Source organism: Pedobacter sp. CAN_A7, from assembly GCF_015752175.1.
In the GTDB taxonomy this organism is placed as follows: Bacteria; Bacteroidota; Bacteroidia; order Sphingobacteriales; family Sphingobacteriaceae; genus Pedobacter.
Genome location: NZ_JADOUW010000005.1, coordinates 53596 through 66838, shown reverse-complemented (window position 1 = coordinate 66838; position 13243 = coordinate 53596). Strand labels below are relative to the sequence as shown.

Annotated in this window: 14 protein-coding genes; 8 read left to right on the top strand and 6 right to left on the bottom strand. The window is 39.8% G+C overall.

Annotated elements, in window-relative coordinates:
* Positions 1-215: 215 nt before the first annotated feature.
* Positions 216-1538 carry an alpha-amylase family glycosyl hydrolase gene (locus IWX76_RS16985; protein WP_196861232.1) on the top strand — a complete coding sequence of 441 codons (1323 nt, stop codon included), beginning with the start codon at positions 216-218 and terminating at the stop codon, positions 1536-1538.
* On the opposite strand, the gene IWX76_RS16980 is transcribed toward IWX76_RS16985, so the two are convergent.
* On the bottom strand, positions 1539-3239 hold the full coding sequence (locus IWX76_RS16980; protein WP_196861231.1) for a DUF6377 domain-containing protein: 1701 nt from the start codon (positions 3237-3239) through the stop codon (positions 1539-1541). It lies immediately after the preceding gene.
* 180 nt (positions 3240-3419) lie between these two features.
* Here IWX76_RS16980 and IWX76_RS16975 point away from each other — a divergent pair, with 180 nt between their 5' ends.
* The 4 genes from IWX76_RS16975 (at position 3420) to IWX76_RS16960 (ending at position 7418) form a co-directional block, all read left to right on the top strand.
* On the top strand, positions 3420-4736 hold the full coding sequence (locus IWX76_RS16975) for a serine hydrolase domain-containing protein (protein WP_196861230.1): 1317 nt from the start codon (positions 3420-3422) through the stop codon (positions 4734-4736).
* 79 nt (positions 4737-4815) lie between these two features.
* The gene (locus tag IWX76_RS16970; RefSeq protein WP_196861229.1) at positions 4816-5457 is read left to right on the top strand and encodes a DNA alkylation repair protein; all 642 of its coding nucleotides are present in this window, start codon (positions 4816-4818) and stop codon (positions 5455-5457) included.
* 152 nt (positions 5458-5609) lie between these two features.
* Positions 5610-6425 (top strand): SDR family oxidoreductase, encoded by an 816-nt coding sequence (locus IWX76_RS16965; protein ID WP_196861228.1) that lies wholly within the window; start codon positions 5610-5612, stop codon positions 6423-6425.
* Positions 6426-6503: 78 nt separating this feature from the next.
* A complete protein-coding gene (locus IWX76_RS16960) occupies positions 6504-7418 on the top strand; it encodes a helix-turn-helix domain-containing protein (protein ID WP_196861227.1) in 915 nt (304 codons plus the stop codon).
* A 14-nt stretch (positions 7419-7432) separates the two neighbouring features.
* Here the strand turns inward: IWX76_RS16960 and lpxB are convergent, their stop codons facing one another.
* From lpxB to acs, 5 genes are all read right to left on the bottom strand, one after another.
* Complete coding sequence (gene lpxB, locus IWX76_RS16955) at positions 7433-8542, bottom strand: lipid-A-disaccharide synthase (RefSeq protein WP_196861226.1); 1110 nt, start codon at positions 8540-8542, stop codon at positions 7433-7435.
* A complete protein-coding gene (locus IWX76_RS16950; protein ID WP_196861225.1) occupies positions 8542-8808 on the bottom strand; it encodes a stationary phase survival protein SurE in 267 nt (88 codons plus the stop codon). Before IWX76_RS16950 ends, lpxB begins: the two co-directional genes overlap by 1 nt.
* Positions 8801-9580: a 5'/3'-nucleotidase SurE gene (gene surE / locus IWX76_RS16945; protein ID WP_196861224.1), complete on the bottom strand. Its 780-nt coding sequence runs from the start codon at positions 9578-9580 to the stop codon at positions 8801-8803. Before surE ends, IWX76_RS16950 begins: the two co-directional genes overlap by 8 nt.
* Before the next feature lie 540 nt (positions 9581-10120).
* Entirely contained in the window at positions 10121-10306 is a 186-nt protein-coding gene (locus IWX76_RS16940) for a CsbD family protein (protein ID WP_196861223.1), read from the bottom strand.
* Positions 10307-10376: 70 nt separating this feature from the next.
* Positions 10377-12275 carry an acetate--CoA ligase gene (acs, locus tag IWX76_RS16935; RefSeq protein WP_196861222.1) on the bottom strand — a complete coding sequence of 633 codons (1899 nt, stop codon included), beginning with the start codon at positions 12273-12275 and terminating at the stop codon, positions 10377-10379.
* 245 nt (positions 12276-12520) lie between these two features.
* Here acs and rpmB point away from each other — a divergent pair, with 245 nt between their 5' ends.
* The 3 genes from rpmB to IWX76_RS16920 are packed head-to-tail and all read left to right on the top strand — an operon-like array spanning position 12521 to position 13183.
* Positions 12521-12754 carry a 50S ribosomal protein L28 gene (gene rpmB, locus IWX76_RS16930; protein ID WP_196861221.1) on the top strand — a complete coding sequence of 78 codons (234 nt, stop codon included), beginning with the start codon at positions 12521-12523 and terminating at the stop codon, positions 12752-12754.
* Between the two features lie 40 nt (positions 12755-12794).
* Complete coding sequence (rpmG, locus tag IWX76_RS16925; protein ID WP_008242799.1) at positions 12795-12977, top strand: 50S ribosomal protein L33; 183 nt, start codon at positions 12795-12797, stop codon at positions 12975-12977.
* A 38-nt stretch (positions 12978-13015) separates the two neighbouring features.
* Positions 13016-13183, top strand: a complete 168-nt coding sequence (locus tag IWX76_RS16920; protein ID WP_196861220.1) for a DUF4295 domain-containing protein — start codon at positions 13016-13018, stop codon at positions 13181-13183.
* The last annotated feature ends 60 nt before the right edge of the window (positions 13184-13243 follow it).

Below are 13243 nucleotides of genomic sequence, written 5' to 3'. Positions count from 1 at the left end.
ATAGCAACGGCGATTAAAATCAAAAAAATCAGCATAAACAATAACAATTCCCCTGTTTTAGATTCATATTTAACAAGGCAACATACTGTGTTAACGATCTTTATACCAGCATTATATAAAAATTTTAGCGCCAAATTTTCTATATCGGTATTTTTATGCACCACACTTGAAGCTGATGAGTCGTATTTTGCGGGAATAACCAAATTTTAAATGTTATGAGAATCACCAAAGTATTGTTGTCAGCACTAATTATTTATTTCTGCCATCTGAATATAATTTATGCGCAGTCGAACACATCTCTTGTACCAGCGCGCAGTGATGTAAACCTTTACCAGATCAATATCAGGACCTTCAGTAAAGAAGGGAATCTTCGCGGAATCATTCCAAGGATCGATTCCATCAAAAATCTCGGCATTAATGTCGTTTACCTGATGCCCATCTATCCTATTGGTAAAGTAAACTCCGTAAACTCTCCTTATTGCATTAGCGATTTTACCAGCGTAAATGAAGAATTTGGATCGCTGGAAGACCTGAAGACTGTGGTGGATAGCATCCACAGTAGAAAGATGGCTGTTATTTTAGACTGGGTACCTAATCACACATCGTATGACCATAAATGGATAAAGGACAAATCCTGGTATTTACAGGATAGTACGGGGAAAATCGTCAGTCCGCCGGGAATGGGATGGAATGATGTAGCCCAGCTGAATTTCAAAAACATGGACATGAGGGCAGAAATGATTGCAGCAATGAAATATTGGGTATCTGCCGCCAATATTGATGGTTTCCGCTGCGATTATGCAGATGGACCTACCTTTGATTTTTGGAAGCAGGCAGTAGCTGAACTTAGAAAAACAGACCGTAAATTGCTTCTTTTAGCGGAGGGTAAAAGAAGCGATCACTATAAAGCAGGCTTTGACTACACTTTTGGATTTAAGTTTTTTGAACACCTTAAAGAGATCTACGAGGATCACAGATCTGTAAAATCTATTGACAGTCTTAATATTACAGATCATGAAGGTGCAACAAACGGCCAGGATATCGTAAGGTATGTTACCAATCATGATGTTAACGGATCTGATGGGACGCCTCAAGAACTTTTCGGAGGTCAAAAAGGTTCGATGGCCGCTTTTGTTGTCATCAGCTACATGAACAGTATCCCAATGATTTACAATGGGCAGGAAGTTGGTACACCTTTCCGTTTGGTTTTTCCTTTCACAACAAAGAAAATCGAATGGAGCCTGAATCCGGAGGTTACAGCGGAGTACAAAAAAGTCATTGCGCTTCGTAATCGCAGTACTGCGTTGAGAAAGGGCAGCCTGGAATCTTATAGCTCCGACGATGTATGTGCTTTTGTAAAAACTAAAGATTCGGAAAAGGTCTTTGTGCTTTCCAACCTCAGAAACGATGCGAAAACCTTTACAGTCCCAAAATCACTGCGTGGATCAAAGTGGAAAAATGCTTTTACTGGGGTAAGCTTCAAAATGGGCAATCAAGTTAATTTGGAGCCTTACAGTTATTTAGTGCTGGAAAAATAACTATTCTACCACTTCCCTTACGGCTCTGATCTGCATGATTCTATGCTCAAATTCGTCATTGGGAATAAATGAGCGATTCTTCACCTTAGTTTTATAGGTATAAATCGTGTTTACTGAATAATTCAGGATTTTTGCAATGGTCTCGTTATCGTTGATGCCAAGACGGATGAGTGCAAAGATCCTGAGTTCAGTATTTAACAGCTTATCCTTTTGCAATTCGATCCGGTTATTATCTTCGAAAAGTGCATTAAAATCTCCTATAAAATCAGGAAATAAGTTAAGGAATACTTCATCGAAACTGTAGAAGAGGTTTTCCCTTTCGATATTAATGTTAAGCTTATTGAGGATATAACTGATTTCAGAGAATTGTTGTGTTTTAATATTTTTCTCTATCGCTCTTTTCAATTTATCAATTTTGTCGATATAACTGGAATGCATGTTGAAAAAATGGCCGATGTAGTCATCTTTGATCAGGTTGGCCTCATCCAGTTTGATATTTATTCTGGATAGAGATTTATTGGAATTATCGAGTTCTAAAATCACCTTTTTAAGATTCTGGTTGGCATTATTCAGATCTTCATTTTTTTCTACAATCAGCTTGTCTGCTAACCTTAACTTTCCAAGCTGACGCAAGGTGATGAAGGCAAAAATAATCACGATGATAACCAGCACCGTAATAGTGGAAGCATACACCGTTAGGCGGGTTTTTTCTTTTTCTATGCCATTGACTTTTTCGCTCTGAATAATGGGCATAATGTTACTAATCTGCGCTTCCCGGTGCCTTGCGCCATAGAAAACTGCGTCGTCAATAGCATAATTGATATAAGTAAATGCTGTTTTAATGTCTCCCTGCTGATAAAGATAATTAGCCAGGTTAGTAAGTGCCACACCTTCTTTGGTAGAGTGTGTATTATCAATGATGGCTGCTTTCATTAAATTTACAAGTCCCAGATTCGTTTTTTTAAGTTCAAAATAAGTGAAGCTTAGGCAGCTCAGGTTAACGGCACTATCCTGATAGGATTGTTCTAAATTAAGAATCTGCTCATACACACGGGAGGCTTTGAGGTATTTTTGTTGCCGGATAGATTTTAGCCCCTCCGCAGCAAGGTATTCATATGATGATTTCTTTGCCCCTTTCATGATGGAATCGCAGTAATTTAGCCCAACCTGATTATACCTTGAATAATAATCACTGATCCTATCATAATCAGCGAGATCAAAATGGCTTCTCGCCTGTAAGAATAAATATTTAAACCTATCCTTCTCCTCAAGTTTAGTGGCATCCACCAATTCAAGGGTGTCAAGTCCTTCTTTAAACATCCCAGCGGAAATGAGCACAAATCCCATTTTAACTTTAGATAGGTTTATTTTCTTCGGATCATTCAATAACCTAGCCATACTGTTAAGTTTTTTACAGTAAACATAGGCTGAATCGTGGACATAAGACTTATAGGCATTTAGCAGCCTGTCGTAATTTTGGTAACGTTGCTGTGGCGAGGCAAAATTGCGATAAAGATCACTCCTGATGCTTTCGATAGTAAGAACCTTTCGCTGATCAAAGGCTGCTCGCTGTGAAAGTCTGCTATTAAGTACCTTTTGAAGGCTATCGACCTGCGCTGCCTGGATATGGCCACCGTAAATAAATAGATATACAAAGGTTATGGTAAAGGCGCAGGATTTTAAATATCGGATGTTTTTCAAGATCAGTTGGTTCTATTTGCTACCTGAGTGGCATGCGTATTTGGTTTGTGCAATATCGAAAAATTATTTTGTGACAAGAAACCTGAAATGGAAAGATGTCAATTCTATTGATAAGTATTGTAGATAGAAGGTTATATTTGATTTACCACTACGTGACGGATAATAGTAGCGCCAATATTTATGAAAAAAACTTTCGTATACCTAGCCCTATCGGCTTTAACCTTCAGCGCCATGGCGCAGGAAAAAACTAAGGCACCCCAGCAGTTGAATCACAAAATCCAATTAAAATCGGCAGGTACAAATGCAGCAAGGGTTGCTGGTATAGACTCCTTACTCCAAAGTTTTGTGGATCAGAAAAAAGCGAGCAGCGTAGTTGCTTATGTTGCCAAAGGTGGTCAAGTGGTTTACAACAAAGCTTTTGGCTGGAAGGATATGGAAGCCCAGGTACCGGCAAGTGTGAACGACTATTATATTCTGTTTTCACAGACTAAAGCGGTAGTAAGCGTGGCATTCATGACATTAGTAGAAAAAGGCATGGTCGCTATTGATGATCCTGTGTCAAAATATTTCCCGGAAATTTCAGATCAGGTGGTTACCATGGTGAACAAGGATGGCAGCTATGAAACCCGTCAGGCTGTAAGACCGATGACTTTTGCACACCTCCTATCGCACTCCTCTGGCTTGAATGCAGGATTGGTAGATAAAATCAGACAAATAGAAAAGGCAAACCGTTTGGCCGCTTCCAATGGCGTTAAAGCACCAGAACCGGAATGGGTGGTAGGACAACGTAGTTTTGGTACTGGCAACCTGAAATACCTCAAAGAGGATATGCTTGCCTTAGCCAAATACCCCCTGGGATTCGATCCGGGAAGCGAGTGGAATTATCACGTGAGCACCAATATGCTTGGTTATATGATTGAACGCATTTCAGGCAAAACACTTCGCGAATATGTAAAATCAAGTGTGTTGGATCCACTGGGCATGACAGAAACAGACTGGTATTACGAACCAGCTTCGCTGCAACGTTTTGTGAAAGCTTACAGTGCTGTGGATGGCAAGCTGGTTGCTGAATCGAATAAGTTTAGCGAGGGCACGATCAGCAAGGAACAGACTTATTTTGAAGGCGCTATAGGGCTCAACGGGCCTATTTCGGATTATGCTAAATTCTGCCAGATGCTACTTAATAAAGGATCTTTCCATGGACAGCGTATCCTAAAACCAGAAACGATTGCCTTGATGACCACCGTGAACCAATTACCTGTAGTTAATGCTGGTGGCAAAGGATTCCAGTTCGGGTTGGGCTTTGAGTTGTTTAATGCAGAAAAGAAACCCGTTCCTGAGGTCTCTAACACTGCATTCGCCTGGGGAGGCATGTACGGCACTGAATATATTATTGATCCGGAAAACAATATGATCGCCTTATTTTACCTGAATATGCCGCGTCGAGCGCCCCTTTATCCGCTGTTTTTGCGCAAAGCTTACCAGCTTTTTGAATAACCACCTTTCGAGGAATAAGATTAACGCCCCATGAAGTAGGGTAGAATTATTTATGGTTATAACATCAATAGATTTTGATATGAAACGCTCTTCACAGGCTGAAAATATTTTAGCTCAAATCAATTCCAAAACTAAGTTAGGGGACTTACGGAAAATTGCTAAGGAGATCAAAAAGGATCACGAACTGGCTATGGAACTATGGTCAACCGAAATATTTTTGCCCAGGTTATTGGCCATCTTGATTATGGATAATAAGCTTCTTTCCGAAGATTTAATTAATAAACTGGATAAGAATATGCAGTCTCATTCATTTGATGAGCGAATTCAGCTAATGGATTGGCTAATGGCTAATCAGCTTATGAAGGACAAAAAAACAATTGCACTGATTCTGTCTTGGGAAAATAGTGCTTCTTCACTTCAAAGACGTAGTTATTGGTACTACCAAGCAAGATTGAGATGGATGGGACAGACGCCCCCAAATAACACGCCCGAATTACTTTCTGCCATGGAGACTCGTATTAACACAGAAGACCCTGAAGTTCAATGGGCCATGAATTTCACTGCAGGCTGGATTGGCGTTTATGAAAAACAGTATCGAAACAGGTGTATCGTTCTTGGCGAGAAAACAGGTCTCTATAAAGGTGAAATGGTATCAAAAGGCTGTACTCCCAATTACTTGCCGGAGTTCATTGCAATGGAAAGCAACAAACGAAATATATAATTAGGTGTGACAATAGAATAACTCCATATTTACGGCTGTCTTCCCCCCCTTAGGCATAGAATTCAGTAAAAACAATACAAATTTCCTGAATTCGTCTTATCTGCCATCAATTCATTAATTCGACCTTTATATCATAATATAAAATCAAAGAAATGAGAAAGACAATCTTAATAACGGGAGCAAGCAGTGGGTTAGGAAAAGAAACAGCAAAACTATTTCAGCAGGAAGGTTGGAACATTATTGCCACCATGCGTACACCTGAAAGTGAAACTGAATTAAATTCATTAGAAAATGTACTGGTAACCAGGCTAGATGTTTTGGATTTAGATTCTATTAAAAACGCGATAAATAAGGGGATCGAAAATTTTGGAAGTATTGATGTCCTACTCAATAATGCGGGTTATGGTGCCTATGGTCCTTTAGAATCTTTTCCAAGAGAGAAAATCATCCGTCAGTTTAACACAAATGTGATTGGGCTTTTAGATGTTACAAAAACATTGCTACCGCATTTTCGTGCAAATAGAAGCGGCACAATCATTAATATTTCTTCTATTGGAGGCAAAATGGCATTTCCATTAGGAGCTTTGTACCATGGAACTAAGTTTGCAGTGGAAGGTATTTCTGAATCCTTGAAATATGAAGTTGCAGAGTTTGGAGTGAAAATAAAGATAATTGAACCAGGTGCTATGACTACTGATTTTACGGGGCGTTCCCTTGATTTTAGTAACAATGAAACCCTCACAGAATACCAACCCTTTATTGGAAAGATCATGTCGGCTATGCAGTCTTTATTTCAAAATGCTTCCCCGGCAAGTGTTATTGCTAATGTCATTTACCAAGCAGCCACAGATGGCACTACGCAATTAAGATATACAGCAGGCGTAGATGCGGAATTAATGATCGCAAATCATAAGCAAAATAATGACGAATCTTTTGAAGCTGGGATAAAAGCCCAATTTGGTATATAACCCCTTTAACCTGATTATTGGAACGATTGGATTGGTAATGGCTTCAATAATCATGATATTTACAAAAAGCCCTATGATATGATGAGTAAATTTATTCATGTACAAACGATCTCGGAGATGTTTTTATTATTCGGGCTGCACAATGATATCCATCATCCTCTAGTTGGTGTGGTAGACTTTAGCAAAGTGAATCAGCAGTTAGACGATGACATAAAACTTTCTGCTGATTATTACTCCCTTATGTTCAAAAACTACCCCAGTAATAAGTTTAAATACGGTCGCAAGATCATTGACTTTCAAGATGGCAGTTTGATCTGTATGGCGCCCAACCAGGTCATTGAAATTGATAAAGATGAACAAGCGTCAGAAAACATAAAGGGTTGGGGATTATTCTTTCATCCTAAACTAATCCGGGCAACTTCATTAAATGACAAAATAAAGAACTACAGCTTTTTTTCTTATGAAACTTCAGAAGCACTTCATTTGTCAGAAAAGGAAAAGCAGATTTTATATGAATGCATATCCAAAATTGACACTGAACTTGAAGAAAACATAGATGTACATAGCCAAAATATTATCGTCTCGACGATTGAATTGCTACTCAATTATTGCAGTCGTTTTTACGGACGACAATTTATAACAAGGAAGAGTTCCAATAATTCAGTTCTCGTTCAGCTTGAGAAAATTCTCACCGAGTATTACAACCAGGATAATAAAGAAGTAAAGGGCTTGCCTACTGTAAAATACCTATCAGATCAGGTGCATTTATCACCTGGGTATTTAAGCGATTTACTCAAAAAAGAAACGGGTAAAAATACGCAGGACCACATCCATTTTTATTTAATTGAGGAAGCAAAAAGCAAACTTATAAGTTCAAATAAATCTGTTAGTGAGATCGCGTTTGCATTAGGATTTGATTATCCTCAATACTTTAACAAACTGTTTAAGCAAAAGACAGGGAAAACCCCTGTTGAATTTAGGAATATGAATTGACGCCAGCAATATAATTAAACATCACCCAAATTCTCCAGAATCAAACTAGCTGTTCTACCCGACGCACCAGGCTCTCCCATAAGCTTGGCTAAGGCCTCATAATCCGCCAGCTGCTGCACACGCTCAGGGCCATCGAGTAAAGGCTCCAGGTGCTGAAATACCTTCGTAGGGTTACAATCCTCCTGGATCAGCTCTTCCACCACCTTTCTATCCATGATGAGGTTAACTAGTGAAATAAACCTGATTTTAATCACCATACGAGCAATGGCGATGGATATCGGACTCCCTTTATACACCACCACCTGTGGTATTTTAAGCAATGCTGTTTCCAGGTTCGCCGTACCCGAGGCCACTACCGCCGCCTGTGCATGATGCAAAAGGTCGTAAGTCTGGTTAAAAACCAGTTTTACTTTCTTTGAACCAATGAACTGTTGGTAATAGTCGGCTGTAAAAGCAGGAGCCGCCGCCACCACAAATTGATAACCGGGTAGTTGCTCGGTTAAGCTTAACATCACCGGCAACAGCCGTTCAATTTCCTGCACACGGCTTCCCGGTAATAAAGCAATAATACGCTGTTCCGTTAACTGGTGCTGAGCCCTGAAGGTGGTGTCAGGCGTAAACCTGGCAATTTCATCGAGCAGCGGATTGCCTACATAGTCCACATCCATGCCCCAGCTTTTGTAAAAAGCCACCTCAAAGGGTAAAATACAAAAGAGCCTGTCGACCACCTTTTTAATCTTTAATACCCTTTTTTGGTTCCAGGCCCAGACTTTAGGTGAAATGTAATAAAATACGCGGATGCCCTCTGCTTCCGCAAATTCGGCAATTTTTAGGTTAAAACCCGGGAAATCAATTAAAATCAAGGCGTCAGGACGGTGTTCCAGGATATCATTTTTGCAGGTTTTCATGTTTTTAAGGATGGTGCGCAGGTTGAGCATTACCTCCACAAAACCCATATAGGCCATATCAGAATAGTGTTTTACCAGCTCGCCGCCCTCAGCTTTCATCTTGTCGCCGCCAAAATACCGGAACTCCGCATCGGCATCCTGTGCCTTTAGCGCCCGCATTAAATTGGCACCATGTAAATCGCCCGAAGCCTCCCCTGCTACTAAATAATACCGCATTATTGACGCACTTTATAAATAAAAAAAGCAAGGCCCCAGATAAAGGTGGCCCCTAATAGGCCGCGGCCTATGTTTTCTTTATTTTGTTTGAAAAAATATTTTAACAGCACAGCGTTAACACCAATACAGCCAATAAGCAGCAGATCGGCTTTCGCCAGGTACGATACCTGCTGCATCACAAACCAGGTGATGCCAACCAGTACACCCGGCACCAGCAAGCCGATACTAAAGCCCGTCCACACGGTATCCGTTAATTTTTTAATCATTAAACGACCATGTATTTAATACTGGAATAGCGTGGTGTGCCGTTAAATCAAACTGTACCGGCACTACCGATACATAACCATGATCCAATGCCCAAACATCTGTATCCTCTCCTTTATCGTAATTCTGGAATACACCAGTTAACCAATAATATTTTCTTGCATGTGGATCTTCACGTTCATCAAATTCCTCCGCCCATTTGGCGTTGGCCTGTCTACACACTTTGATTCCTTTTTGTCCGCCATCTTTCGGGAAATTTACGTTCAGTAAGGTCGCTGCAGGTAAACCATGTTCCAGCACCTGCTCACATATGATTTTCACAAATTTCTTACAAGGCTCAAAATCAGCTTCCTGAGAAAAATCATCCAGTGAAAAACCTACGGAGGGAATGCTTTCTATAGCACCTTCCATGGCTGCCGACATGGTACCTGAATAAATAACATTGATGGAGTTGTTTAAACCATGATTAATGCCGGATACACATAAATCTGGTTTTTTACCTTTAAAAATTTTATTAACCGCCAATTTTACACAGTCGACCGGTGTTCCCGAACATTTATACATTTCTACACCTTCGTATAAATCAACTTTGTCAAAACGTAATGGTTTTCCAATGGTGATGGCGTGCCCCATGCCCGATTGTGGACCATCGGGTGCCACTACCACAACATTACCCAACTCCTGCATCACTTCAATTAAATTCTTGATGCCCGGCGCAGTAATACCATCATCGTTTACGACTAATATATTTGGTCTTGTTTGTTGTTTCTTCATGGAAAAATATGCTGTATAAGGGATAATCTTATGGGTGGAAAAAACAAAAATACAAGATTTATTAGTAATTGTGGTTGGTCCTGGCTTGATTTTTCAGTGGAAGAAAAAGCAAATAAGCCTTTCCCATTAATCATTACGACAGGCACTGTCTTTCTAAATGACACCGCATGCACCTGGTGATTTGCTCACCACCTGTTAGTTTTCTAACAGCAGAATTTATTATTGTAATAACGAAATATACATTACCGCGAGTTAAAGACAAGCAATGGATTTCCAGCAAAATCTCCTGATTTTGACCCCACACAAGCTACACCTGAAAGCGAGATGAATACGACATGAATCCGTGTTGAATATATGTTTTCCTGGAAAAACACGGATACATCATACATGCTAGTTGTTTACAACTTATATTCTAGCAGAATCAATGTCGAATTTCTTTAAACTAAAAAGGGGCTGATCATTTTGCAAATGATACAGCCCCTTTTATTTACTATATTTAATTATACGTTTATGAATATTGGTAACGTATAAAGATGTTGATTACAAAGATCTTAACCAGTCTACAACTTCTTCTCTGGTTTTACCAGTTTTCTGTTGTAATCTTCCATACAATTCATCTTCTTGTCCTTCCTGATAAGTCAAATCATCATCCGAAAGATCTCCGTATGCTTGTTTAACTTTACCCTTCATTTCATTCCATTTTCCTTTTAATTCTAACTTATCCATGATAGTATATTTTAAGTTTAACAATCGTATTTACTGTCAATAAAACACCTATACCCCGAAAATGTTTGTTTTAAAGTTTTTTTGCACTGGCCAATATCTCATCAACCACCGCCGGATCAAGCAAAGTAGTGGTATCGCCGAGGTTGGAAACATCGCCCTCAGCAATCTTGCGCAAGATGCGGCGCATGATTTTTCCTGAGCGTGTTTTTGGCAAGCCGGTCACGAATAAAATCTTGTCGGGTTTAGCAATGGCCCCAATAACACGGGTAACGGTTTGCAAAATATCCTTACGCGTCAATTCGTCATCGCCATGCGTATTGGGGTAGATCACAAAGGCATATATCCCTTGTCCCTTCACATCATGTGGAAAACCAACCACCGCACTTTCTACTACACCAGCATGCATGTTAATGGCATTTTCTACTTCGGCAGTACCAATCCGGTGACCGGATACATTGATCACATCATCTACCCTGCCGGTAATTTTGTAATAACCATCTTCATCGCGCAAGCAACCATCGCCGGTAAAATAAAGGTTCTCATAAGTAGAGAAATAAGTTAGGCGACAACGTTCGTGATCCTTGTAAAGGGTACGCAACATGCCAGGCCATGGGAACTTGATACACAGGTTTCCACTCACCCCATTGCCTTCAATTAACTGGCCCTGCTCATCTACTAATACCGGTTGTACGCCTGGTAAAGGCAAGGTAGCATAACCCGGTTTGGTGTCGGTAACAAAAGCAACAGGTGAAATCATGATGCCCCCAGTTTCGGTTTGCCACCAGGTATCCACAATCGGGCTCTCCCCTTTACCAATATTCTGATCAAACCAATGCCATGCTTCTTCGTTAATAGGCTCTCCAACCGACCCTAAGACCCGCAGAGAACTTAAATCGGCGCCATCCAATGGTGTAGTACCAAAACTCATTAAGGAGCGTATAGCGGTTGGTGCGGTGTATAAAATATTGACTTGATGTTTGTCTACCACTTCCCACAAACGGGAAGGTGTAGGGTAAGTAGGTATGCCTTCAAACATTAAGGTGGTAGCCCCTTGTGAAAGCGGACCATAAACGATGTATGAATGTCCGGTGATCCAGCCTATGTCAGCAGTGCAGAAAAACACCTCATCAGGCTGGTAATTAAACACATTGGAAAAAGTGTAACCTGCATAAACCATATAACCACCCACCGTGTGGGCTACCCCTTTAGGTTTGCCTGTAGAACCTGAGGTGTAAAGAATAAACAGCAGGTCTTCGGCATCCATTTCTTCAGCCGGGCAATGGGTATCTACTAATTTCAACTCATCTTCAAACCAAAGGTCGCGCCCTTTTAACATGGATACCGGCGTGCGGGTATGGGTTAACACGATAACTTTCTCCACCGTAGGACAGCCAATCAAGGCATCGTCGATCACTTCTTTTAACTGAATTTGTTTATTACCACGGAAAGATCCGTCGGCCGTAATCACTAGTTTACATTCCGCATCATTAATACGATCGGCAATGGATTTGGCAGAGAAACCACCAAACACCACGGAGTGTACGGCGCCAATACGGGCACAGGCTAAGACGGCAATGGCCAGCTCGGGCACCATGGGCATATAGATACAGATGCGGTCGCCTTTTTGCACATTGTTCTTTTTAAGTACATTGGCAAAGCGGCACACCTGCTCGTGTAATATTTTGTAGGTGAGGGTAATACTAGGTTTTTCCGGGTCGTTTGATTCCCAGATGATGGCTGGTTTATTGCCATTTTTTTCCAGGTGCCGGTCCAGGCAATTTTCGGTAATGTTTAATTTACCACCCTCGAACCATTTAATATTGGGTTCTTTAAAATTCCAGGATAATACTTTATCCCATTTCTTTCTCCATTGAAAAGTATTGGCAATGCCTGCCCAGAATTCTTCTGGCTGTTCTATACTAAACTGGTAACTCCTTTGGTAGTCCTCTTTGGTGTTAATTTGTATCATGTGGCTCGATAATTCAGTTTGCAAAACTCAAATATAGCTTTTATAAAAAGTTATGTAAAGTTTATAGCAGATTTTAACTCCAGATGATTAGCTTTGCAGCGAAGCAAAAAACGCTTTTGTGCGAGGGATAAAACATTATTTTTAAAAATATGATGTACCGGCTTGACGGTTACAAATATTATTTGGATATTTGCACACTCTTAAAAAATTAAGCGACTAATAATTAACAACATATATTTAAAGGCATGTCTAGAGTTTGTGATTTAACCGGTAAAAAAGCAATGTCGGGTTTCAATGTTTCTCACTCAAACGTTAAAACTAAACGTAAGTTTTACCCGAACTTACAACTTCAGAAATTTTTTATTCCTGAAGAAGATCGTTGGATAACACTGAAAGTTTCTACTTCAGCTATCAAAACCATCAATAAAATTGGTATTACAGAAGCAATCAACCGCTTCGTGAAAAAAGGATTTTTGTAAAAACAAAAGCCGGTATTAACCGACTAACAATTATAATAAAATGGCAAAGAAAGGTAACAGAGTACAAGTTATTCTAGAGTGTACGGAGCATAAAACAAGTGGCATGCCTGGTATGTCTAGATATATCTCTACTAAAAACCGTAAAAACACTACTGAGAGATTAGAATTGAAAAAATTCAATCCAGTATTGAAAAAAGTAACTGTACACAAAGAAATTAAGTAATACGTTTAGTATTTCACTAAATACAATCTATTTAGATCATGGCAAAAAAAGTAGTTGCAACCCTTAAAACGGGAAATGGAAAAGAGTATTCGAAAGTTATCACAATGACTAAATCACCAAAATCTGGTGCTTACTCTTTCAAAGAAATCATTGTTCATAACGAACACGTTAAAGATGCTATTGCTGGACCTCAATCAGGTAAGTAATCTCAATATTCTATAATATTAGAGCCGTCCCTTAACTATGGGAGGGCTTTTTTTGTTTTT

What these genes read in the sequence shown, in the direction of transcription:
- IWX76_RS16965 (WP_196861228.1), top strand. Translation starts at nt 5,610, where the DNA reads ATGAGAAAGACAATCTTAATAACGGGAGCAAGCAGTGGGTTAGGAAAA.
- IWX76_RS16970 (WP_196861229.1), top strand. Translation starts at nt 4,816, where the DNA reads ATGAAACGCTCTTCACAGGCTGAAAATATTTTAGCTCAAATCAATTCC.
- IWX76_RS16975 (WP_196861230.1), top strand. Translation starts at nt 3,420, where the DNA reads ATGAAAAAAACTTTCGTATACCTAGCCCTATCGGCTTTAACCTTCAGC.
- IWX76_RS16920 (WP_196861220.1), top strand. Translation starts at nt 13,016, where the DNA reads ATGGCAAAAAAAGTAGTTGCAACCCTTAAAACGGGAAATGGAAAAGAG.
- lpxB (WP_196861226.1), bottom strand. Translation starts at nt 8,542, where the DNA reads ATGCGGTATTATTTAGTAGCAGGGGAGGCTTCGGGCGATTTACATGGT.
- IWX76_RS16940 (WP_196861223.1), bottom strand. Translation starts at nt 10,306, where the DNA reads ATGGATAAGTTAGAATTAAAAGGAAAATGGAATGAAATGAAGGGTAAA.
- rpmG (WP_008242799.1), top strand. Translation starts at nt 12,795, where the DNA reads ATGGCAAAGAAAGGTAACAGAGTACAAGTTATTCTAGAGTGTACGGAG.
- surE (WP_196861224.1), bottom strand. Translation starts at nt 9,580, where the DNA reads ATGAAGAAACAACAAACAAGACCAAATATATTAGTCGTAAACGATGAT.
- acs (WP_196861222.1), bottom strand. Translation starts at nt 12,275, where the DNA reads ATGATACAAATTAACACCAAAGAGGACTACCAAAGGAGTTACCAGTTT.
- IWX76_RS16960 (WP_196861227.1), top strand. Translation starts at nt 6,504, where the DNA reads ATGATGAGTAAATTTATTCATGTACAAACGATCTCGGAGATGTTTTTA.
- IWX76_RS16985 (WP_196861232.1), top strand. Translation starts at nt 216, where the DNA reads ATGAGAATCACCAAAGTATTGTTGTCAGCACTAATTATTTATTTCTGC.
- rpmB (WP_196861221.1), top strand. Translation starts at nt 12,521, where the DNA reads ATGTCTAGAGTTTGTGATTTAACCGGTAAAAAAGCAATGTCGGGTTTC.
- IWX76_RS16950 (WP_196861225.1), bottom strand. Translation starts at nt 8,808, where the DNA reads ATGATTAAAAAATTAACGGATACCGTGTGGACGGGCTTTAGTATCGGC.